Origin of the sequence: Pseudomonas sp. CBZ-4 (assembly GCF_000346755.1) — a bacterium.
Classification (GTDB): Bacteria; Pseudomonadota; Gammaproteobacteria; order Pseudomonadales; family Pseudomonadaceae; genus Aquipseudomonas.
The window spans coordinates 109,785-131,812 of the sequence record NZ_ANNV01000175.1 but is presented as its reverse complement, the minus strand read 5'-3'; the positions used below and the strand labels follow the sequence as shown (position 1 = coordinate 131,812).

The 22,028-nt window shown below is 53.7% G+C and carries 19 protein-coding genes and 1 pseudogene; 6 read left to right on the top strand and 14 right to left on the bottom strand.

Translation table 11 applies throughout. From position 1 onward, the window contains the following. Positions 1–316 precede the first annotated feature (316 nt). Genes qatA through qatD form a run of 4 tightly spaced genes read left to right on the top strand, consistent with a single transcriptional unit; the run spans position 317 to position 5,275 of the window. Entirely contained in the window at positions 317–2,266 is a 1,950-nt protein-coding gene (gene qatA, locus B348_RS0128000; protein WP_017739334.1) for a Qat anti-phage system ATPase QatA, read from the top strand. Between the two features lie 8 nt (positions 2,267–2,274). After that, complete coding sequence (gene qatB / locus B348_RS1000000132105; protein WP_305366727.1) at positions 2,275–3,138, top strand: Qat anti-phage system associated protein QatB; 864 nt, start codon at positions 2,275–2,277, stop codon at positions 3,136–3,138. Then, positions 3,135–4,511, top strand: coding sequence for a Qat anti-phage system QueC-like protein QatC (qatC, locus tag B348_RS0127990; protein WP_017739332.1), 1,377 nt, complete (start codon positions 3,135–3,137; stop codon positions 4,509–4,511). The genes qatB and qatC overlap by 4 nt, the downstream gene beginning before the upstream one ends. Continuing rightward, positions 4,508–5,275 carry a Qat anti-phage system TatD family nuclease QatD gene (qatD, locus tag B348_RS0127985; RefSeq protein WP_017739331.1) on the top strand — a complete coding sequence of 256 codons (768 nt, stop codon included), beginning with the start codon at positions 4,508–4,510 and terminating at the stop codon, positions 5,273–5,275. The genes qatC and qatD overlap by 4 nt, the downstream gene beginning before the upstream one ends. 358 nt (positions 5,276–5,633) lie before the next feature. On the opposite strand, the gene B348_RS1000000131325 is transcribed toward qatD, so the two are convergent. From B348_RS1000000131325 to B348_RS0127925, 14 genes and pseudogenes are all read right to left on the bottom strand, one after another. Further along, positions 5,634–6,104: a bifunctional diaminohydroxyphosphoribosylaminopyrimidine deaminase/5-amino-6-(5-phosphoribosylamino)uracil reductase RibD gene (locus B348_RS1000000131325; protein ID WP_081609298.1), complete on the bottom strand. Its 471-nt coding sequence runs from the start codon at positions 6,102–6,104 to the stop codon at positions 5,634–5,636. 105 nt (positions 6,105–6,209) lie between these two features. Further along, entirely contained in the window at positions 6,210–6,794 is a 585-nt protein-coding gene (locus B348_RS0127980; protein ID WP_026137125.1) for a plasmid pRiA4b ORF-3 family protein, read from the bottom strand. A gap of 3 nt (positions 6,795–6,797) precedes the next feature. Continuing rightward, a pseudogene (locus B348_RS01000000130385) lies at positions 6,798–8,302 on the bottom strand (IS66 family transposase). A 35-nt stretch (positions 8,303–8,337) separates the two neighbouring features. Then, a complete protein-coding gene (gene tnpB / locus B348_RS0127970; RefSeq protein ID WP_026137124.1) occupies positions 8,338–8,682 on the bottom strand; it encodes an IS66 family insertion sequence element accessory protein TnpB in 345 nt (114 codons plus the stop codon). Beyond that, positions 8,679–9,053 carry a transposase gene (locus tag B348_RS1000000131320; protein WP_157356569.1) on the bottom strand — a complete coding sequence of 125 codons (375 nt, stop codon included), beginning with the start codon at positions 9,051–9,053 and terminating at the stop codon, positions 8,679–8,681. Before B348_RS1000000131320 ends, tnpB begins: the two co-directional genes overlap by 4 nt. A 441-nt stretch (positions 9,054–9,494) precedes the next feature. Continuing rightward, entirely contained in the window at positions 9,495–10,265 is a 771-nt protein-coding gene (locus B348_RS0127960) for a hypothetical protein (protein WP_017739326.1), read from the bottom strand. Positions 10,266–10,503: 238 nt separating this feature from the next. Then, a complete protein-coding gene (locus B348_RS0127955) occupies positions 10,504–11,787 on the bottom strand; it encodes a nucleotidyltransferase (protein WP_017739325.1) in 1,284 nt (427 codons plus the stop codon). Then, complete coding sequence (locus tag B348_RS0127950) at positions 11,780–12,400, bottom strand: SLATT domain-containing protein (RefSeq protein WP_017739324.1); 621 nt, start codon at positions 12,398–12,400, stop codon at positions 11,780–11,782. Before B348_RS0127950 ends, B348_RS0127955 begins: the two co-directional genes overlap by 8 nt. Positions 12,401–12,526: 126 nt before the next feature. Beyond that, positions 12,527–12,805, bottom strand: coding sequence for a DUF3892 domain-containing protein (locus tag B348_RS0127945; protein ID WP_017739323.1), 279 nt, complete (start codon positions 12,803–12,805; stop codon positions 12,527–12,529). A 378-nt stretch (positions 12,806–13,183) separates the two neighbouring features. Beyond that, positions 13,184–13,339 carry a transposase gene (locus B348_RS0127940; RefSeq protein WP_017739322.1) on the bottom strand — a complete coding sequence of 52 codons (156 nt, stop codon included), beginning with the start codon at positions 13,337–13,339 and terminating at the stop codon, positions 13,184–13,186. A 94-nt stretch (positions 13,340–13,433) separates the two neighbouring features. Continuing rightward, complete coding sequence (locus B348_RS1000000131315) at positions 13,434–13,655, bottom strand: transposase (protein WP_081609296.1); 222 nt, start codon at positions 13,653–13,655, stop codon at positions 13,434–13,436. Positions 13,656–13,739: 84 nt separating this feature from the next. Then, on the bottom strand, positions 13,740–14,981 hold the full coding sequence (locus tag B348_RS0127935) for a hypothetical protein (protein WP_017739321.1): 1,242 nt from the start codon (positions 14,979–14,981) through the stop codon (positions 13,740–13,742). A 265-nt stretch (positions 14,982–15,246) separates the two neighbouring features. Continuing rightward, on the bottom strand, positions 15,247–16,524 hold the full coding sequence (umuC, locus tag B348_RS0127930) for a translesion error-prone DNA polymerase V subunit UmuC (protein WP_017739320.1): 1,278 nt from the start codon (positions 16,522–16,524) through the stop codon (positions 15,247–15,249). Continuing rightward, positions 16,517–16,942, bottom strand: coding sequence for a LexA family transcriptional regulator (locus B348_RS0127925; protein WP_017739319.1), 426 nt, complete (start codon positions 16,940–16,942; stop codon positions 16,517–16,519). Before B348_RS0127925 ends, umuC begins: the two co-directional genes overlap by 8 nt. Positions 16,943–17,079: 137 nt before the next feature. Here B348_RS0127925 and B348_RS0127920 point away from each other — a divergent pair, with 137 nt between their 5' ends. Then, positions 17,080–17,721, top strand: coding sequence for an SOS response-associated peptidase (locus B348_RS0127920; protein WP_017739318.1), 642 nt, complete (start codon positions 17,080–17,082; stop codon positions 17,719–17,721). Positions 17,722–17,982: 261 nt separating this feature from the next. Then, the gene (locus B348_RS0127915) at positions 17,983–21,999 is read left to right on the top strand and encodes a hypothetical protein (protein WP_026137122.1); all 4,017 of its coding nucleotides are present in this window, start codon (positions 17,983–17,985) and stop codon (positions 21,997–21,999) included. The last annotated feature ends 29 nt before the right edge of the window (positions 22,000–22,028 follow it).

Here is a 22,028-nt window from a genome sequence, read left to right as displayed (position 1 = left end):
CTAATTAGCTTAGAAAATCGAGCTTTTGCCTTAGCCCCTCGTTACGTCAGTGTATGGCGCAGTGTCTACTTGCCGATGTTTCGCTGGCAAGGCGCGCTGCCACCGTCTCTTGAAAAGTACGCCCTTTAATGGCTCCAGCCAGCTCGCGCATAAGTCGAGCAGTTCATCTTCCCTCAAATGGCGTATTGACATCAATGCGCCGACTTTGGCCTACTCGCGGACACCTATTGATGCCCATAATCTGAAGGGAGAGCGGCAGCTTTCCGCTGGTCACCCCCGAGATTGGATCTCAAATGCTAGAAACGGAGTTCTTTACATGTTCCTGAATGACCAGGAAACAGCCACTGACCTGCTGTATTACGCCCCCATTGCCAAAACGGTAAAGCGCCTACTTGATGAATCTCGGGGAACCCCGGTCACTATTGGCGTGCACGGCGACTGGGGGGCAGGTAAATCCAGCGTCCTGAAGATGACTCAGCAACTACTCAACGCTGATGAGCGCGTCTGCTGTATCTGGTTCAACGGCTGGACATTCGAAGGCTTTGAGGACGCGAAAACTGTTGTTATCCAGACCATTGTCGATGAACTGCAGCGTGCACGGCCAGGCTCCAAGAAGGTCGCCGACGCTGCGAAGAAGGTCTTGCGACGTATTGATTGGTTCAAGCTGGCGAAGCATGCGGGAGGTCTCGGGTTCACCGCATTGTCCGGCATCCCCAGCATTGACCAGCTCAAAGGGGCAGTGGAGTCCATTTCGGCCTTCGTGCACAACCCGGGCGACCATCTCAGCATAGAAAACCTCACCGGCCTTGCTGAGAGGGCCGGTGGCTTCATCAAGGATGCTGAGAAGGAGTCTGAGCAGCTCCCCGAGCACATGCACAAGTTCCGGGCCGAGTTCGAAGAACTTCTGACGGCTGCAGACATTGACCAACTGGTGGTCATCGTAGATGACCTTGATCGATGCCTGCCCAAGACAGCCATCGCCACGCTTGAGGCCATCCGTCTCTTCCTCTTCGTAAACCGGACAGCATTCGTGGTCGGTGCTGACGAGGCCATGATCGAGTACGCGGTGCGCGAGCACTTCCCAGACCTGCCGCAGGGGGCAGGGCCAGTGACCTATGCGCGTAATTACCTCGAAAAGCTCATTCAGGTACCGTTCCGCATCCCGGCGCTTGGGCTGGCGGAGACCCGCAGTTACATCACGCTCCTACAGTTGGAAAGCGTCGTCAAAACCGATGACGATCAACTCAAGAAGCTCTTGACGGTCGCTCAGAAGGATATGCTCCGGCCCTGGAAAAGCAGCGGCCTCGACCGCAAAGCGCTTACTGGCGCTTTCGGCGATCCACTTCCTGACTTTGTCCAGGAAGCACTGGATACCAGTGCCTTGCTTGCACGGATATTGAGTGAAGGTACTCGCGGCAACCCCCGGCAGATCAAACGCTTCCTGAACTCTATGATGCTGCGTCACGCCATCGCCGAGGCTCGAGGATTTGCTGAGGATATTCGGCGTCCGATACTTGCGAAAATCATGCTGGCTGAGCGTTTCCATCCTGACTTTTATGAGCAACTGGCACGGATCGCGAGCCTGGATGCGGACGGTACGGTACCTGCAATCGCCGAGCTGGAAAAGCGGACCAAGAAGTCAAAGGGAACCGCCTCAGAGTCGGATGAGGGAAAAGGCTCTGGGAAGCTCAAAGCTGTGGCCAACTCTGGCGATGTGCACGATTGGGAGAAGAGCGACTGGATCAGCAACTGGGCGGCGATCGATCCCGCGCTGATCGGTGTTGATCTGCGCCCCTACATCTTCGTGACTCGCGATAAACGCAGCTCCTTGATAGGGCAGGTCGCAGTGAGTCATCTCGAGGCGCTCGTTGACAAGCTTATGGGCCCTGCATTGCAGATCCGGCAAGCAGCCACTAAGAGGGACATCGTGGCATTAGCTGAAGTTGATGCCGAGAATGTTTTTGATGCACTCCGCGATCGGATAATCCAAGCAGATGAGTATTCGAATCAACCCAAAGGGGTTCCGGGATTGATCGAACTTGTCAAACAACGCCCCGCTCTACAAAAACGTTTAGTCGAATTCGTCCGATCTCTGCCCACGCCCAAGCTTGGCATGTGGGCTCCCGCTCCATGGCATGAAAGCTTAAAGGACACCAATGCCATCCAGGGGCTTGAAGGGATTCTGAGGGGCTGGAGCCAGCAGGTCGAGAACGAGACGCTTCAGAAGGCAGCCAAGCGAGTACTTGAATTCAGTGGAAAATCTTAAGGATTGATATGGGTACCTCCAAAGGATATGGAGGCCCGAGCTCCGGCTTGGTCCCCTCCTGGATTGATGATGTAGCACAACCAGCCGGCCCGGCCGCTCAACCGAATGGGCCACGCCAACCAAATCCATCTCAGCCAGGCTCTACCCCGTCTCAGTCAGGCTCATCTCCATCAGGGCCGGTTAACAATGACGGCACTGGCTCGCTTCGGGGTGCCCGCAGCAGCTTCACCCGTTTCGCCCGAACTGGAAGCCCCAGCGATTTGGGGAATGCCCTGTCTTCCTATGTGCGTAAAGGCGTAGGGGGATCATCGAGAGGTGCTCGGCGCATGGGAACATCCCGCGCTACTGCGGCAAAACTGCTCAGTATCTTCGGGGATGTTCAGCGCAACGGGGCAGCAGAAACACTACGGCGATTGCAACTTACCGTGGCTCCAGGACAACCGGCCTCCCAAGTACTACTCGCGCTGCTTGAGTTCATTTGCCCGCCTGGTGGGGCGATTGACGAAGGCGTTGCGCGCCAGGCTGCACTGAACACGATCGCCGAACTGGACGAGGCAGGCAGCGGCAGCTTCCAGGATATGACTGAAGCTGATCGGCAAAACTTCTTCCTCGACTTCGTAGCGAATTCGATTGAGAGCATGATCATGGCGGACTTGGGCGGCAGGGGCATCACCATGCCGGATGATGTGGAAGCGGTTGAACGCATCCAGTCTCAGCTGAGTTCGTTCATCACAGGTTGTACGCGAGGTCAGCTCGCCAACCGGCTAGAGCAATGGCCGGCGCCCACAGAACAAGAGGTCAATCAGGTCACGTCTGCGATTTATGAGGCGGCGTTCGATCTTATCGCGACTGCAGCGGAGGGGCTGGAATGAGGCACCACAGCATTATCTGCCGGCTCGGCGAAACAGATGACGAGGATCTCGCGCTGCTGGAGTCAGGTAGTGTCATCACCAATATCCAGTTCCTTGACGGGCACGGGAGATTGCAGTTCGGGATCGGCCAAGCCATTGAGCAATTGGCTGATCTGGGGCTGAGCCCAGGAGAAACTGCCGTCGATCTGGCACTGCTGGCGGCGACCCTTACCGCAGCGGACACCAGAATTTCACGAGACACCGAATCGGAGAATTCCTGGACGAGGGAGATCGACCTCTACATCCCCGTCGCAGAACCCACAGTATGGACAGCAACGTGCGACCTGCTGGCCTCGACTTTGAAATTCCTCACTGGTGATCGCTGGCGCCTGGTTTTCCGCGAGCGACCAACAGGTATCGATGAACTATCTCCCGCTCCGGAGAGTTTGAGAACAGATGAGTCGGATAGCGTTTGCCTGTTCTCAGGGGGGATGGATAGCTTCATTGGGGCGATCGATCTATTCGGTGGCGGCGGTAAACCATTGCTTGTGAGCCATTACTGGGATACCAACAGCACCAGTACCTATCAGAACGACTGCCGGGCAGCGATGCAGGAGAGGTTTTCCGAGATGTCGATCAACCACATCCAGGCCCGTGTGGGGTTCCCGCACGATCTCGTGGAGGGAGGGGGCAGTGAAGATACGCTTCGAGGGCGCTCATTCCTGTTCTTCGCGCTGGCGGCCATGGCCGCGGAAGCGATCGGCGACTCGATCACCATCCATGTGCCTGAAAATGGTCTGATCTCACTGAACGTTCCCTTGGATCCGCGCCGTCTGGGTGCATGTAGCACGCGCACGACTCATCCATACTACATGGCGCGTGTGAATGAGCTCTTCGCGGGGTTGGGCCTAAGCACGAGGCTATTCAATATGTTCAGCCATCTCACCAAGGGCCAAATGGCAGAGCAGTGCTCTGACCCTGAGTTCCTGGCGGATCATGTACATCTGACGATGTCGTGCTCCTCGCCAGGAAAGGCAAGGTACCATCCTGACCCCTCGAATCGATCACCCAAGCACTGCGGATTCTGCGTCCCCTGCATTATCAGGCGGGCAGCAATTCATCGCGGGTGCGGGCCGGATCAAACCCGATATGTCATCCCGGATCTACATGCGCAAACGCTGGACACGAACAAATCTGATGGCGAACATGTACGCTCTTTCCAGCTAGCCATCGCGCGCCTCAAACGTGCTCCACACCGCGCCAAGTTCGCAATTCATGAGCCCGGGCCTTTGATCGACCATCCTGACAGCCTGGATGACTTCGAGCAGGTTTATCGAGATGGACTGCTGGAAGTCGACGATTACCTCGAGGGCGTGACAGCCATACCACTATGAAACCTCAGAATAGCTCGATTCCAAAGTGGGTGGATTTCCACTGCCACCTTGACCTCTATCCAGATCACGAGCGTCTCATCGTGGAGTGCGATCAGGCAGGGGTTGCTACGTTGGCTGTGACCACTACACCGAAAGCATGGCGGCGCAATCGTGAGCTTGCGGCATCGTCTCGGCATGTCCGGGTGGCATTGGGGCTACATCCCCAACTGGTGGCTGAGCGTGAATCGGAGCTACCGCTACTGGAGCGCCTGCTTGAAGAGACTCGATACGTTGGAGAGGTAGGGCTTGATGCCGGGCCCCAATTCTATGGGAGCTTTGAGGCGCAGGAACGGGTGTTCAAGAGGGTGCTCGAGGCTTGCTCGGAGCAGGGCGGGAAGATTCTCACCGTCCACAGCGTCCGGAGTGTTGGAAAGGTGCTATCCCATATCGAGCGCCTGCTTCCGACTGACCGGGGAACGGTGGTGCTTCACTGGTTCACCGGCTCCCCCAGTGAAGCTAGGAGGGCTGTGGAGCTTGGATGCTATTTTTCGATCAACTCGCAGATGCTGACCTCTGCCAAGCACCGCAACCTCGTCGCCTTGCTACCATCTGACCGGCTTCTCACCGAGACAGATGGCCCGTTCGTGCAAAGCGAGGGACGACCAACCAGGCCTGCTACTGATATCCCAAAAACAGTACAGGCGCTGGCGCTGCTTCGAGAGCAATCGCCCGAGCAAGCTGCAGCCCAAATCATCAGTAATCTGCGAGATCTAGTAAGTACCTAGTATCTCGAGGCGAGAAACTCGCCGCCTGAAAACTGAGATTCTATTTAGCAGTGTTTTCCTGCCAAGGCCCTCCAGAGAATTTGTCGCTGTACTGAAGCAGGATGCTGAGTTTGTCTCCACGCACCCGGTCAGGAGAGTTGAAGTGCTTCTCCTGGTAGTCGGATGGGCCGAATATTCGGAAATGCTCATCAGGCAGGAACAGGGGCGCGTAGACGAAATCCTTTCGATGGCCACACTCATAAGATGCTCGGGCGGAGCTCCGGCTACCCTGCCAGCACCAAGCTCACGACCATACTCGACCAACGCCTGCGAACCGTAACCGTCCGGGCATCCCACCTTGCGCTGAGGTGCTAACGATTTACTGATCGTTGCGCTCCGGCGACTCACCGGAATTGCTTACCAAAAAACCAGCTAAGTCCTCAGCAGCTTCCTCCGCCAGTAAGCCGACAACGACTGTAATGCCTGCATCTCGTAGCATTCTTATGCCCGCTCCCGAGTTTCTCGGATCGGGATCAAGCAACCCGACAAAAACTTTATCGACCCCACTGTTTATCAGTGCCCGCGCGCATGACGGAGTTCGGCCATGAAAAGAGCATGGCTCAAGCGTGACAAATGCTGTCACCCCGGAGCAGTCATTCGCTAATCGGCTTAACGCCATCGCTTCCGCGTGATAGAGCCCAGGTGCCTGTGTATGGCCTTGGCTGATCACCACGTTGTCCTTTACCAGCACGCAACCTACTGGCGGGTTTGGAAGGCAGCCAGGTAAGGCTAAGCGCCCTTGGGCAAGAGCAAGCTGCATGAAATCGGCATCGGAGGTAAGACTAGGCATATTTGATTGGTACTCATCCTTGGTGGCCTAATCTTGGCACATTGAATTAGGTATGGCTGTACCCGCGAAACTATCTTAAGCGTCTGCCCGGCACGCTATTTCTGATCAGCTCTTCACCTGCCTCTTCAACCATTGATTAGTCCAATCGCAGTCAAACGCCGTCGGATCAAATCCGTCATCTCCATACCACTCCAGCATTTCTTTATGCCCGGGATGATTCGGATCCGCTATCGCTGCCAGAAAATCTTCATACCCAGGCGCGCCACCAACATCCTCGGGCGGACACCTATTAGCTCCATCAATACAGCACGGCACTTGCGGAAAAATAATTGCAGGCAAGGTCTTCTCGACTTTAATCCTCAGCTCCCAGTTGTCGCCGAAGTCATAGACATACCGAAACGTCTTCTTGCCGTACAACACGCTGATCAGCTTTTTACGCTGCTCTGAAATCACCGGTGGGCCCCAATCAGGATCAGGAACGCCATAACTCTCACCATCAATTTCAAACTCGTGCAGGTGGCTGTCGCTCCAGCCAAACACCGCCTGGATCACCTGATGCAATTTGCTCAACGTGATGTTTTCAGGCACTGCCACACGTCGCCAAATCGAAGGTTTTATCCATGTAAACTCGATGTGCAGTATCAGGACTTGGTCGGTTTTAACCACGGACAGGTGAGATTTTTTTGGCATGGATCAAGCAGCCTCGCAGTGTTCGAGAGGGTTAAGAGATACGTTCCAGGGCAGCAGTTCTTCCACCCGGCTGATTGGATGGTCGGCGATTTGCTCCAGCACGTGGGTCAAGTAGGCTTGCGGGTTCAGGTCGTTGAGTTTGGCTGAGCCTACCAGGCTGTAAATAGCAGCAGCCCTTTCTCCACCGGCATCGGAACCGACGAACAGGTAGTTTTTTCTACCCAAAGCAACAGCGCGCAGCGCTCGTTCGGCAGCGTTGTTGTCGATCTCAATTCGCCCGTCATCGCAGTAGCGCACCAGCGCCTGCCACCGATTGAGGGCATAGAGAATCGCACCACCCAATGCCGATTTTTCGACACCTGTGTCAGCGTCTGATTGAGCCACGCGTGCAACTGCTCCAACAGCGGACTGGCTCGGCTTTGCCGAGCCGCTATTCGTCGGTCGGGCGGCTGGCCGCGAACCTCACGCTCAATGGCATACAGCACTGCGATTCGTTGCAGCACTTCGGCGGCAAGCGGCGAGGACTGGTCTTTGTACACGTCGTAAAACTTGCGCCTAGCGTGAGCCCAGCATGCCGCTTCCTGAACACTGCCGGAGCTATAGAGCTGAGCAAAACCCGCGTAGCCATCGGCTTGCAAGATCCCGCTGAAATCGTTGAGGTGCGCACGGGGATGTTGCCCCTTGCGATCCGGCGAGTAAGCAAACCACACCGCCGCTGGCGTCGCGTAACCGGAGGAACGGTCGTCGCGGACATACGTCCACAGGCGCGCCGTTTTGGTTTTGCCGGTGCCAGGAGCGAGTGCGCCAATCGGTGTGTCGTCGGCGTGGACTTTATGGCCGCTCATGACGTGGGACTTGAGCGCATTGACCAACGGCCTGAGCAATTGGCTGCTTTGGCCGACCCAGTCGGCCAAGGTCGAGCGCTCCAGATCTACGCCCTCGCGGGCGTAAATTTCGGACTGCCGATACAAAGGAAGGTGGTCAACGAACTTGGAAACCAGCACATGAGCCAGTAGCCCAGGGCCTGCAAGGCCCCGAGCTATCGGGCGGCTCGGTGCAGGCACTTGAGCGATGTGCTCGCAGCAGCGACAAACCAGCTTGGGTCGAACGTGGCGAATCACCTTGAAACGTGCCGGAACGTACTCCAGCACCTCAGATACGTCCTCCCCCAACTGGCGAAGCGTCCCACCACAACCAGAGCATTGTGGATCGGGTTGATGGACATGAATTTCGCGGGGGAGATGCTCGGGCAATGGCTTGCGACGGGAAACGGTGCGCGGTGAGGGCTCAGTGACTGACGTCACTTCAGCCTGGCTGACCTCCAGTTCTTCAAGGCTCAGTTGGAGCTGATCGATCATCGCGTCCAATTGCTCAGAACTGCGACCGAACTGCGTGCACCGCAACTTAGCGATCATCATTTTCAGACGCTCAATCTCTGCCCGCTGGGCAGAGACCAGGGTCTTTAAGGCGTGAAGATCATTCGGCAAAGCGTCGGTCATGTGAGTCATGCCCGAATGTTACTAAGGATTTTCAGCGCGCAAAGTCAGACCGCGAGGACGGGTGCTGTACGAATTGGCCTGCGCCAATCAATGCCTTCCAACAACATCGATAACTGCGCCGCTGTCAGCGAAACGCTGCCGCAGGTTGCTTGCGGCCAGACGAATCGGCCCTGTTCCAGGCGTTTGCAGAACAGACACAATCCGTCGCCGTCCCACCACAGCAATTTGATGCGATCACCACGTCGCCCGCGAAAGGCAAAGATCTGGCCGGAGAACGGATCGGCCTCCAGCTGTGTTTGCACCAACGCCGCCAAACCGTCGAAGCCACGGCGCATATCGGTGACGCCGGCAGCGATCCAGATACGGGTTCCTGAGGGTGGAGCGATCATCGCAGTAACTGCTGCAAGGTGAGTTGCAAGGTTTGAAGGTCAGGCTTGCCGGTGATGCGTAGCTTGGCTTTTCCTACTTCTATAAGGATCTCGGAAGGGCGTTCTGGCGGCAGCGGCGCTGGCGGCGGCAATTCGATAGACGCTTCGATCACCTCGACTGGCAGGAGATTCACGTGCTGGCTGATGGGGCCGAATGCTCCGTCCTGATATTGCTGTCGCCAACGAAAGACCATGTTGGCATTAACGTCGTGTTCGCGAGCAATCAACGATACGGAGGCGCCGGGCCGGTAAGAGGCCTCGACGACTTTGCGTTTAAATTCTGGTGGGAAGTTCGGGCGGCGACCGGGGCAACGAGCGGGAGCTGTATCCAAGATAGTGTCCACTAAAAAATGGTGTCCACTATCTTGGCGAATTTGGAGAGATGTCAGGAGAGGGTGTTGGCCGGACGGTTACGAAACAAGCGCCGTAGAAAGGCGTTCTTGGGCCGATTGCCAGCAGCAATGATAAAGAATTTTTGAGCCAAATGTGAACGAGTGCGGCAGTACGTCCGGGGGCATCAGGGCGGCTGTGGCTGAAGAAGGTCGGTGCAACGGTTTTATGCTGTACCGTCGTCGATGTCGGCGTTGCCCCAGACCAGACAGATTAGTTCGGCAGGGCTCATGCGTTTCATGAAGTCATCCAATCAGCTACGACCATGACTGAAGCATTGCCAGTACGTGATGTGCGAGAGGTCGGTCACCCCGACCTCTCATGCCCATTGCAGGGTTGGCTACTATCCCGCGCTTCCTTCCCAGGCAACCTATTTAAGGCTGTCATGGTTGCGCTGCATCAGCCCAGCGTTGATAGCTCTGCTCGGCATGCTGCGGATTTTCCAGTTTTGGCTTTGTACGCAAGGCAAACGCCTTCTGTGCCAGAACCTCCAAACGTTCAGCCGCCTTGGGCAGCCAACCATTCTTTATTGCCCAGCGCCTGATATTTTCTGCCGGCTCCAGGTGTTCGCGTGAGCGGAGAATTCGAAGAATCCGCTTGGCGTGTTCCTCGTCAGAGGGGTGCAAGCTGTTGTGGGCTTTATTGATTATGTTGGTCAGCGATTTCATCGCTTGCTCAACAACTGGGTCTGTAATGAGCTTTGCTGCTGACTGGGCCGGCGGGCTCGACTGGCCTAGGATCTGTGGTGACCAAGTCTTCGCCCAGTCATCGATCTCACCCGCCACCCAGGGGATAGCGACGATAGCCGCCACATTCTGTAGCGCGTCGATCTTGTCCATCATCTTTTGACTGGCGTACACCGCGATCACCACGGACGGTTTCGGCAGCCACTGCAGTGTCTGTATTGTCTCGCAGCGCATGTGCGCACCACTTGGTAGCTTTACCGGCTTACCTTTGGCGAGTGCGTCGTGAACAGCTTTACCAAGCGCGTTATGCAAAGAGCCGGAGGTGAGTGAGGCTTTGACTGGCACGAGAAAAATGACGTCTGGGACGTTCAGCGTGGTGCTGAGGTGATCAGCAACACTGATGCCCTTCAGAACGTGTTCGAGGCCTTGGTTGGTGTCGGGTAGAAGAATCCTTTTTGCTACGGGCATGTGCTTGTCCTTGTGATGGTGGCCACGGATGTGAGCCATTTTTAGTTTGCAGTCTCGGTGCACCGTATCGGAGATCGAGTACTGCAAAGCGGCAAGTGTCGTTCATCTCGGCTTGGTGATCTCGGTATGGCATACGTCATCAAAAGCTCAAGCTGGTTGATTGAGCCTGGAGCGGATAGACGCAGCCTAGTGGAGTAGGAGTGGGTCGCTCCTATTCAGGTACACCTCCAGACCGCATTTAAATCGGCACGATGATCCGGCTGCGCGCCACATAGACGTTGTCTTTCACCGCGTAGCATTCCACGTAATGGTCGCCCTGGAAGGTGGAGTGCTCGGTGATTTGGCGGTAGCCGCTGTCGATTCGAATTTCGCCACGGATCATGTTTCTCTCGATGGCCTGCGGGCCCACGTTCTTCACCTTCCAGTAGATCTTGTACGGAGGTGGTACATCGATCTCGGCGACCCAGAATGTCAGCTCACGCTGCTTGGGAATTCGGTATGTCATAACGCGAGACATTAGATTGCGAAGCCGATCACCTTCGTTCTTGACGGAGCAATCGATGCGCAGGGTGTACTGGATGTCGAGGCTGAATTTTTGACCGATGAACTGTTCGGCGTTTTTGACGCGGTTCTCTGCGATTGCCTGTTTCTTATCTTGCTCGACATACTCTGGGAAATGCTCGCCGAACACAGTGCTCCAACGCTCATGGGCAACCTCGCCATCATCCAGCGCCTCCTGTAAGCGTCTCAGGGCCTTCTTGGCCTTGGGATGAAAGTTGCCTGATTTGGTAGCGATGGAGCCACTGCCGGGCGCACGCCATTGCTCCTTGTCTTCATTGATATCAACCAGGTAGGCGAAGAAGTCCCGGGTCATTTGGCTGTAGGCGGCATAGGACTTGTTGTCGTAGTCCATGGTGCCCTTCAGGAACTGATAGCACAGGGTGTCGATCAGCATTCCCTTCAGTGGCACACCATGGTCGTTTTTCCAGGCCCGCACCATTTTGCATAGGCGCTTTAGGTTATGGTTTTTGTCCTGGTTTAGCGCGTTGATTTCATCGATTTCAGCGACTGGGTTACAGGTTTTCCAGCTGCCTCCATCATTGGCATCTGGGTAGGTGTAGCTACCATCCTCATGCTCGAATGCCGGGAGTACCTCGACCACGTAGTCCGAGAAATTTATCGACACTACCTGCTGCTGGGCCCTTACCTCATGGTTCGGGAAGCGTTCTTTAAGAGCTAGGCGGATCTCGCCGAACAGCGACGATTGCTTGTTGTTCTCGTAGCGCTGGAAGCGATCGTACACCGACCACGGCAACACGAACGCCATGTCCAGATCGCTCACGCCGTGGACTGCGGTATGTCGACCGTATGATCCGACTTGGCGGCAGTGCAGGGTCTCTGAGGTGCTGTCGTAGTACTTTCCGTTGAGCTTCTCGGTGATCTGCCGGTAGCTTTTGGAGATCTCGTCGGCATTCTTGACTGCCAGGTTTTTACGAAACTGCTCGAAAAGCTCTTTACTCATGGGTGCAGACTTCCTTCAGCGAGAGGAGAAGTTCCGGATGCGCAGCGAGCCATGACCCACCGACCAGAGCGATCAAAATCACTGCCATCAGGGCGTATACGGAAAAAGGGATCTTGTCCCTGAAAAAACTAAATTCACGGTGCTCAGCGATCCAGTCGATCTGGTGATCCCAAAAGAATTTTTTGTGAGCTAGCCAGCCCGAGAAAAGGATGTGCTTACGCTGGCAGGCCGATCGGAAATCAGTGGTGATTCGATCCAGTTGGGCTTGATCGGCGGCGGTAAATGGCTGGTTGGATTTACATCGGGCAGACATGCCCTTCAGCTCATCAAGCAACTCCGTGAGCTTGTTCCCGGCTTGAAAATATTGTTCTTTGGAGTCGGCGTAGTAGGTGATGTAAAGGCTGCAAATGCCGATCACGGTAATGAGCGCTGAAACGTGTTTTGCCGCCAAAAAATCGATGTAAAGCGCTAGTACACCTATCACCAGGGAGATCAAGCCGATCCACCCTGGGGCTTTCTCCACCATGTCGTAGGTAGAGAAGTGAAGCTTGGCGGAGTAGCCGACGTCGTAGGCCTTCTCGGCGATCAACTTTAGCGCAACCTGCTGATCCATTTAGCGTACCTACAGTGAGTCTCATGGGGTCGCCTAGCTGCCCCGGATGGGCGTTATGCCGACGTGTGTGGCAGATGAGAGGCGAGAGAGCTCTGTCGCTCTCTCGCGCTCAGAGCCGCGAAAGGATCAGACCAGTCGCAAATTTCTGAGGTTGTCTTTAGCAGTGCTGTTGCGGTTAGCCCGAAGGAAGATGTCTTCAAATACTTCCACATCCGCACCGGTTTTCCATTCCTTGCCATCATAGTATCGAGATTTGAATGACACGCCGGTTTGGATGAGCTGAGCGACGAATTCGCGCGGCACTATGAATTGCTCGTTTGAGACTTCTTTGCGAACTCGAACAAGTTCGATGTGCTCTCCGGTTTTGTCGAGTCTGATGCCATTGATGAAATAAACATCTGCCATGGGAGCTCCGATATAGTGGGGTGGTGGACTAAGATTTCGGGGCGCAAGTTGCTAATTCAAGGCGTTGTTTCCAGTTTATTTTTTGACAACAAGTTGACGCTAGTCAAGTCAATAAGCTGGCGTTGCTGGGATCTGATTGGATGTTTTTTGTTTTTATATATATCTATTTGAGTTTTAATTTTGCAGCGATGCCTAGCACTTTAAGATCGGCAGTGATTTATGAGCCATTGGGATAGATCTCTCTTTGCGGTATGAATACCTACCTCTCAGGGTCGTGAGCAGTTTTTTGCTCGCGTTCGGTCAACGTGCTGGAGATGGTTTTTGAGTAAAGAATACGTTTGGGGCCCATCGTATTGGGGTAGGGTTCTGACCAGTTCATCATCCTGGTTGTTGCGACTCGCAAATGGCGAACAAATAAGCACAGTACGGCTTCGCCGCACCGAACACCGCAATCACCCTGGCCAGAGCGGTCTCGGTGCCAGCACGTATATCCATGGGCTCGGTGGCGAGCCAGATGCTGTCGATGCGGATCATAGGGCAAATCCACGGACAAACTGAGCGCAGCCCTCGGGATCGGAAGCAGGCCATTTCACCGTGATGGTTTGCTCACCAAATGGCAGCTCGATGATCACCGCGGTGACTCGGCCTGTCTTTTCGGAGCGACCGTTACCGGAGCAAACGCTGGCAAGGTTGCGGGTGGTTGATCTCGGAAAAGTGGCAGCCACTTACGGATCACGTTGGCATTGATGCCGTGACTGATGGCAACGCTGGAGATGGAGGCGCCGGGTTGCAGGCATTCCTGGACAACCTGGGCTTTGAACGACTTGGGGTAAGAGCTTCGTTGGCGCATTTAAGGGCTATCGCGTCCGCTTAAAAAATAGGCGGACACCATCGCCCTTAATTTGGGAGAACGGTAGGTGGGTTCACCGTTCGCTTACGTTGAAACCCGCTCGAAGACCGTATCGAAGTCGAACACGAAATCAATTTTTATCTTAGCCCCTTCGCCTGCTTGAACATTCGCAGGGATCAAGGAGCAATTTTCCACGCGATAATCGCCTGACAGAAAATTCTCCAGCATAGGGTCCAAGCCCGACTCTCCTTGCAGAAGCTTCTCCCGACCGGCTAAGACCTCCACGAACAAGGCAGATGGGATTTCGAGGCTAAGACCATTGTTCCCAGTTGTCATACTGATACTCCCCAGCAGCTTCCTATCCAAGCCCTTCTCAGGAGTCTGGTATTGATTGAGTTCAAACGAGTATTTCCAGCGATTAAAATGGAGCTGTTGCATAGCTCCTACCACATGCTCGGTCATGGGTGCCTTTGCCCTAGAGTTAAGGTAGAGCCATGGATGGGCTAGCTTCTGCATTTGGCTGAAGGCCTGGAAGACGTGTTTGATCTCTACGGTAATTACGCACCCCACAGAGGTTGTTTCGCTGAACGCGAGGCGGGTTGCATCCTCGGCGGTGATCACTGCTGGGGAGGAGCTGCGGGCGAGTGCTCTGCTGGAGTCACTCCCTACGCAAACGATGCGCATACCTTCAACTGCGTGCTGGCTGGCCTTACGTTTGATGATTTTGTACAGCTGGTGCTGCTTCGGATCTTTAGGCGCTTCCTGCACTAGACCACCGCCGCTTCCGCAAGTGGCTGATGGAACATAAGAAATTTGAAAACTAAATTTGGGGTGCTCGACCGTGAATGGCTCTAAGGGCTTGCCCCGAATTCGTTCAAAGAGATCTCTGGCATACTCTCCTTTAAAGAATTTTTTGAGGTCTTGCTGTTCTGGCAGTCGGCGCTCATAACCCGCCGCAGTGGGCTCACCAGTAAACCTGAAAGAGATCTTTTCAGGAGCAATACCCTTGCTTTGAGCATGCGTGCGCATAGCCATAGTCAGATCGCGTGATTGCCGCTCCTGTTTCCAATACTTGTCGTACAGAAACGCAACTTCCACCCAAACTTGGTTGCCGTCAGGCAGCGTCAGTCGGATGTCGGGGCTGTTGGGGAAGGGTTCGTACTCAACCGTACCGAGCTCAGCAAATGCCTGAATGGCAAGCAGCTCGAAAATAGCAGCTGAGCGATTCTCTGGCCTGGTCAGATTGCCACGGATCTGAACCAAGCGTTGCCCGACTAATCGCTCACACTGGATGAGCAACTCACTGACTTGCTCCTCCTTCAGCATGTTGTTACCTCCACTTTGCCAGCCTCAGTGCCGGTAGATGCAGTATGCCTGGCCTGAGTGCCCCCTGTCTAAGCGGTAACTCTCGCTTCACCGGTCGGAGGCTTATGCCTTACCAGCAAACCCGGATGTGTGCCGTCATTAAATTTCTGAATCGCACTTTCAATTCTCGCGCGCAACTCACGTGCAAGTTTCACATACAGCACAACGCTGTCCGAATCCGGAGAGAAATCAAGCTCGTAAGTTGCCTAATTACGTATTTTCTGGATCACTCACAAGATACTTTCCACAACTGATCCAACCGCGTTGTATAACTCTGACTCATCATCTCCCGCCGCATCCCCCAGTCAGGATGCTCCGGCACGTTAGCCGTACGCAGTGTCCCCTTGCCCCAACGGCCATTAATCTGATCCAGCACAGTCATCACCCGTGTGGCTTCCGCGGGCTGCGATATAGTAAATAGATCATCGGTGTATTCCCCAGACTGGCACAGATTCAGTAGCAGGACTTCCGCCTTGCTGTAATTAAAACCCGCACGAAACACCTGCCCGACAGCCTCCGTCGCCGCCCGGGTTAGCATGCGCACATCATCGGTCGGGTAGGGCAGGTCAACCACCACCCCATTGGCATATTTCGCCTCGTCTGGATTGAACATCCCCGTGCGTATGGAAACCCGAATCTTCTTGCACAATGATTGCTGGGCCCGCAGTTTCTCGGAGGCGCGCATCATGTAGGTGGCCACTGCTTCCTGGATCGGCGCCAGTTCGGTCAGGCGTTTGCCGAACATGCGGCTGCAGCAGATTTCCTGCTTGGGTGGTTCGGGTTCATCCAGCGCCAGGCAGGGCGTACCCGCCAGCTCTCGCGCGGTCTTTTCCATTACCACACTGAATTTCCGGCGTAGCATCGACGGATCCGCCTTAGCCAGGTCCATCGCCGACTTGATGCCCAGGCCATCCAGATGCAATTTCATTTTCCGTCCAACGCCCCAGACCTCTGCGACATCGGTATTGCGCAGCACCCAATCGCGTTTCTCTGGCGCGCAGATATCGACCACGCCGCCGGTTTGCCCTTGCAGGCGCTTGGCCGTGTGGTTGGCCAGTTTTGCCAATGTCTTGGTATGGGCAATGCCCACACCCACGGGGATGCCCGTGCAAAGCAGCACCTGGTTTCGAATACGACGCCCGAGCGCATCCAGTTCAGTCATCCCGGTCAGGTCGGCGAACGCCTCGTCGATGCTGTACACCTCCACCGTAGGTACCATGGCTTCGATCAGACTCATGACCCGTTCGCTCATATCGCCATACAGCGCGTAGTTGGAGGAGAAGGGCACGATGCCGTGCTGCTTGAGCGTGTGTTTGATCTCGAAATACGGTGCGCCCATTTTGACGAAGGGCTTGGCGTCGTAGCTGCGGGCGATCACGCAGCCGTCGTTGTTGCTCAGAACCACAATCGGGGTTCTGGCCAGGTCTGGGCGGAACACGCGTTCGCAACTCGCGTAGAAGCTATTGCAATCAATCAAAGCGAAGGCGGGCTGCAGCTTAGACATGGCTGCGCACAGTGCTGGTGATGACGCCCCAGATGGACAGTTCGTCGCCCTCAAGGATATAGCGGGCGGGGTATTTGGGGTTTTCCGACAATAGGATGATCTCTTTTCCGCGCTTGCACAGGCGTTTGCAGATGGGCTCGTTATTGAGCACAGCGACAACGATATGGCCGTGGGCGGGCTCGATGGAGCGATCGACAATGCCGATATCGCCTTCGTAGATGCCGGCGCCCTGCATGCTCTCGCCGGTGATGGTGATGAGGTAGACGTGGGGCGCGCGAATGTTGAGCACCTCGTCCATCGAGATGTGCTGTTCGATATGGTCGGCCGCCGGGGAAGGGAAGCCTGCCGGAACCTGGAACGAGTAAAAGGGCAGGGTGGCGCCGCCCTCTGTGATGGGGCCTCGGATGGAAATACTCATGGTGCTGCCCTTTTACAAGTACTGTATTTATGTACAGTTAACTTTGCAGAGGGCTTGCGGTCAATTTTTCTGTAGGTAATTTCGACAAGTGGGCGATAAACGCAGTGAGTGCCCACGGTAATTCAGGAGGAATCGGCATGTGCAGTCACTATGAAGCGCCAGCGAGCGGGCAAATTGCGCTGGCTTTTGGTGCGAGAGGGCCTGAGCAGGGAGAGCTGGACCTTTGGCCTGGTTACATGGGGCCTTTTCTTAAATTGGCTCTTAGTTTGGATGACCAGGACGAGGCCACTCCCCAAGTAGAGCTACTGTCCGGGTCCTTTGGGTTGATCCCTGGTTGGAGCAAAGACACCAAAATTGCGCGCCGAACCTATAACGCTCGTTCGGAAACAGCCGGGGAGAAGCCGTCCTTTCGTAATGCCTGGCGTCGTGCGCAGCATTGCATTATCCCGGCGAAGGCGATTTACGAGCCTGATTGGCGATCGGGTAAAGCCGTTGCCACGCGGATTACGCGTCGTGATAGCGAACCTATGGGGATTGCTGGGTTGTGGGAGTGTTGGACCAATCCAGCAGGAGAGGAGGTGTTCGGTTTCTCGATGTTGACGGTCAACGCCGGCAATAACGAATTGATGCGAAACTTTCATCGGCCTGAGGATGAGAAGCGCATGGTGGTGATTTTGCCCAAAGGATTGTACGCCGATTGGTTGAGGGCGCCGGCGGCGGAGAGTATGGAGTTTATGCGACAGTATCCGGCGGACAGGTTGTGTAGTGAGGCGAGGTAAGGTGATCGCGATCGTTCGGGTGGGTCGCCATTGATGCCAGCTGCCCCGTCAGCGCAAGCAGCTCCAACCTATTTTTAACCGGTTGCTGCCGTTCGTAGCGGGCAGCTTTCGGCCAGGAGCGGTCGCTCACAGACCGAAGGGCTTATCCCTATAAAATGACGTAATATCCGGAGCAGGATGTGTCATTTGAAAGGACTCGCCCTGAAATAAATGGCGCCGGTTTTTTGGTGCTTTCAGCACGCCATCTTCAGACTTCTGCCCATGAGCTCTATTCTTTATTTACCGCGCCAAATATCCAGCAGTGACGTTGTTTACACTGAAGATGAGCTTCTAGTTACGTCAAGTTACGTCGTTGTTCTGGCCGAACCAGGTGGTGGAAAAACTGAGTTAATGCGTAGTTTGGCCCGGAAGCTGGGCACTTCTAGCGTGACAGCGAACAAATTCAAACGTATAGGCCCAGGCGCTGATAACTCTCCGCTCGTGATCGACGCGTTTGACGAGTTAGCTAAAATCGATCAAACCGGTATTCACGACCTCCTGGCGAATGCAAGTAAAGCAAAGCCAACGCACGTGATCATCTCTAGCCGATCCAGCGAATGGGGGACCGCAGCCACAAGCGCATTCGAAGAGTACTTCGGATGCTCACCGCTCCTAGTGAAGCTGGTCGAGTTTGAGGAAGAAGAACAGCGGGAAATTTTTCATCACCATGTGCCGGGTGAGGATTTCGCAACATTCCAAGCGGAAGTCACTCGATTTGATTTAGAAGCACTACTACCCAATCCCCAGTTCTTAAAGATGTTCGCAGACGCTTACATCGAAAGTGGCAGACATTTCACAGACAAGCGAAGCATTTTTTCCCAAGCGGTCGAGCGCCTAGCAAAGGAGGCGAATGCCACCGTGGCGAAGACCGGCCTTACCCTTTCGATCGCACAAAAGGTTGACCTGTCGTCTGAGGTATTCGCCAAGCTTTTGCTTTCAGGTGCAGATGGTATAGGAACGAGCGAAGCGACAGCAGACCGTATTTATCCACTACTAGCGTCAATGTTCGAAAACACCACCGCAGCTGAAGGCATCCTCGCGACTAGACTTTTCAAGCCCGGAGACAGCGCAGATCAGCATCGACCGGTTCACAAGATCGTCGCTGAATACTGTGCTGCGTATTACCTAGCCAAGCGAATAGCTGATCCGACGGACCATCTTACGATCCATAAATGCCTACCCATAATCGCTCCAAACACCATTGTACGGGACGAACTACGAGGGCTGCTGGGTTGGTTGGCCGCGTTAGGCAACAAGTATATTCAGGAATCAGCAATCGAACTTGACCCCTATGCAGTACTAGCGAACGGCGATCCTTCTCAACTTGAACAGTCCTCAAAGCGCCTGCTCATAAGGCGCTTAAAAGATGTGGAAAAGAGAGATCCGTATTTCCGAAGGGGAGATTCTTGGCGTCGGTTCAGTGCTGCAGGTTTCTTCACCCAAGACGTCATGAAGGAAATCAAGCCTCTCCTTGCATCTGGAAACGATGGGCACTTACGTGATCTGATCCTCGAACTTTTGGCGGGATCACCAGCGATTACGCATTTGACAAATGAATTACGTCAGCTCGTATTGGACGCAAGCCAGAGCGAACGCACTCGATTTTTGGCCAACAGATGTCTACTCGATTTGATCGGACATGATCATCACGCCGATGTATCGATTCTGGTTGCTGAGGCTAGCGAAACTTCGCTTAAGGTTGTGGCGGACATCATAACAATCGTAGGTCCTGAAAGATTTGATATTTCTCACTTGTCGAATTTTTTTCGCACCTGTACGGAACTATATCCTGCATCTGAAGAACGTTTAGAACGGACAGTTGGTACTCGCTACTTTATCAAAAAACTTGTAGGCAGCTTAGATTTAAATTTGATCAATCCTCTATTGGATGAATTATCTAAAGGAGTGACCTGCGTTTGCGGTAAAAAGCGTTACGCTTGCTACTGCCGAGATGGTATATGCAAGATTATTGGGCTAATGTTAGATAGGTATTTTGAATTAGCGTCTGCGCCATTTGATCCTGAGAAAGTATGGGGCTGGCTCGAAAATTTAAATTACCATCATCAACAAGCAGCGAGCGGTAGTACTTCTGTAAAAATACTTCAAAGCGACCATAATTTGCGCCAAGGGATTATGGCTCACGTTTTCAAAACGATTACTGATAGAGAGAGAATTTTTAAGACCAGAGTAGAAAAATTTGAGTTCTATGCTCACTCAGGTCTTCAATTCCAATCTAAAGATTACGAGTTTATAGTGAATCTCGCATTTGAACTCGAAAACCCCAAACTTTGGGCTAATTTTATCGCCACACATCAACGCTATCGCTACAAAACAGAAGTAGGATCAAACTACTTAAGAAGACGCATGCGCGAACAGTCTTTAGAAAAGCCTGAATTTATGGTTGAATGGGTACGATCTAACAGAGCTTACTCGCAATTGGCAAAGAACACTCGACTGCCGCGCCAGAATCGCAAAGCGAAACGCCGTCAGCGGCAACGAAACGAGAGACGTGCAGCGAATATTCAGTATTACCAGGCCAATCGAGAGCTAATAGAAAGCGGTGCCGATTGGCAATGCCTTGTCTACTTTGCAGAATTGGTTCTTATGAATCCCGATCGGATTGAGGAACGAGTTGGAGACGCGGCATTAGTTTGTACTGCCCTCAGAAACTGTATAGATTTTATCGCGCTGAAAATTCCCGATCTATTAGAATTTGCACAGTTACAGTGTTCAGGGGGAATATTGCATGCAGAAATGGTCCTACTAGCAGCTTGCCTAGAGATCATGCGTGTGGATGGTAATTTGGATAGTGTTGATTTGCGGTTATTGACCGCGCTACGGACCAGTATTGATCGATCCTACAGTTCAGTGCTCGAAGAAGAACGCAACGCTCTAAAATCTGAAATTGATCGTCTTATTTTTGCAGACTCATCGAGTGCAGAGCACTATCTCCGTCAGTACCTAGAGCCTCAGTTGGCACAGAAAGGCTGCTGCAACCCGGATATATGGCTTTTAAGCGATGACGAGATTTTCAGCCATCTACGGGCGGAGCTTTCAATAGAGTGGCTTGCGCGCTTCTCTGAGTTAGATATTGGCACTTTTGAAAAGCTTTTTGAGATTGCGGCTCAGTTTGGTGATCGTAGTGATCTTCAAAAAATAATCGCAGAGCGTTGCGAAAATATAATGTCCGACTGGCCGGAGCCCACAGATGATGAATACGTAGAGAGAAAGCGCATCTTCTGGCTCGTTCGAGCATTTTATTTTATAAAAGATACCTGTGGCACATATTGGAATTGGCTCAAATCTGATAGGGATACAGTATTTTCACTTAATGTTCGTTCCGGACGTTTCAATCGCGGCGAAAATTCTCATTGGCCAGTACTTACGGCAAATAAAGTGGCGGCGATTCTCGACGCTTTTATCGATAAATGGCCTAAAGTTCATCTGCCGAGCCACTGGGGAACGGGGAGTCCTAGCGAGGAGGTCGCATATCGTTTTTTGACCGATATAGTCTGGTTGATACACTCAGATGATGCTAGCGAGGCCATCCTTGTCTTAAATCGTCTTTTGGGCGATGCGCGTTTTATAGATATGCGCAACGACCTTAAGAGCTTATTAGCCAGTAAAGTCAGACAACAAGCGCTGAGAGATTTCGAACCGCCTTCTCCTCAAGAAATCATCGAACTGCTGGATCGCGATACTGTTGTGAACGTCGAGGGCTTACGCAAACTCGTCCTCCAAGAATTTCAAGATTTTCAGAAAGCTATAGACGGTGGAGAGTTCAATCCAGCTGACCGTTTTTACAATGGTGGTAAGCGTTTGGGCGAAGTCAAGGCCACCGAGGTCATTGCTGAGCGTCTAAGTCTCAGACTCGAACCATTAGGCATCGTAATAACTTCTGAGCATCAGATGAAAAGTGAAAACCGCACCGATTTCACTGCGACCAAGATCATTGGTGGGAAAAGAAGGTTGCTTGTGGTTGAGGTAAAAGGTCAGTGGCATAAAGAACTATACACAGCCGCATCTGCGCAATTGTATGACCGATATTCCATCCACCCGGACGCAGAGCACCAGGGAATTTATCTTGTGATCTGGTTTGGCGGCGATGAACTGGTCGCAAACAAAAAAAATACAACCATAAACTCCGCTCCGGAACTGAAGACCAGCATCGAACAGACGCTCCCGCCAGAGCTAGTTGGGCTAATTGATGTGTTCGTCTTGGACGTTTCCGGGTCCTAAAATTATGCTTGGAACGCGGAGCTGAAGAC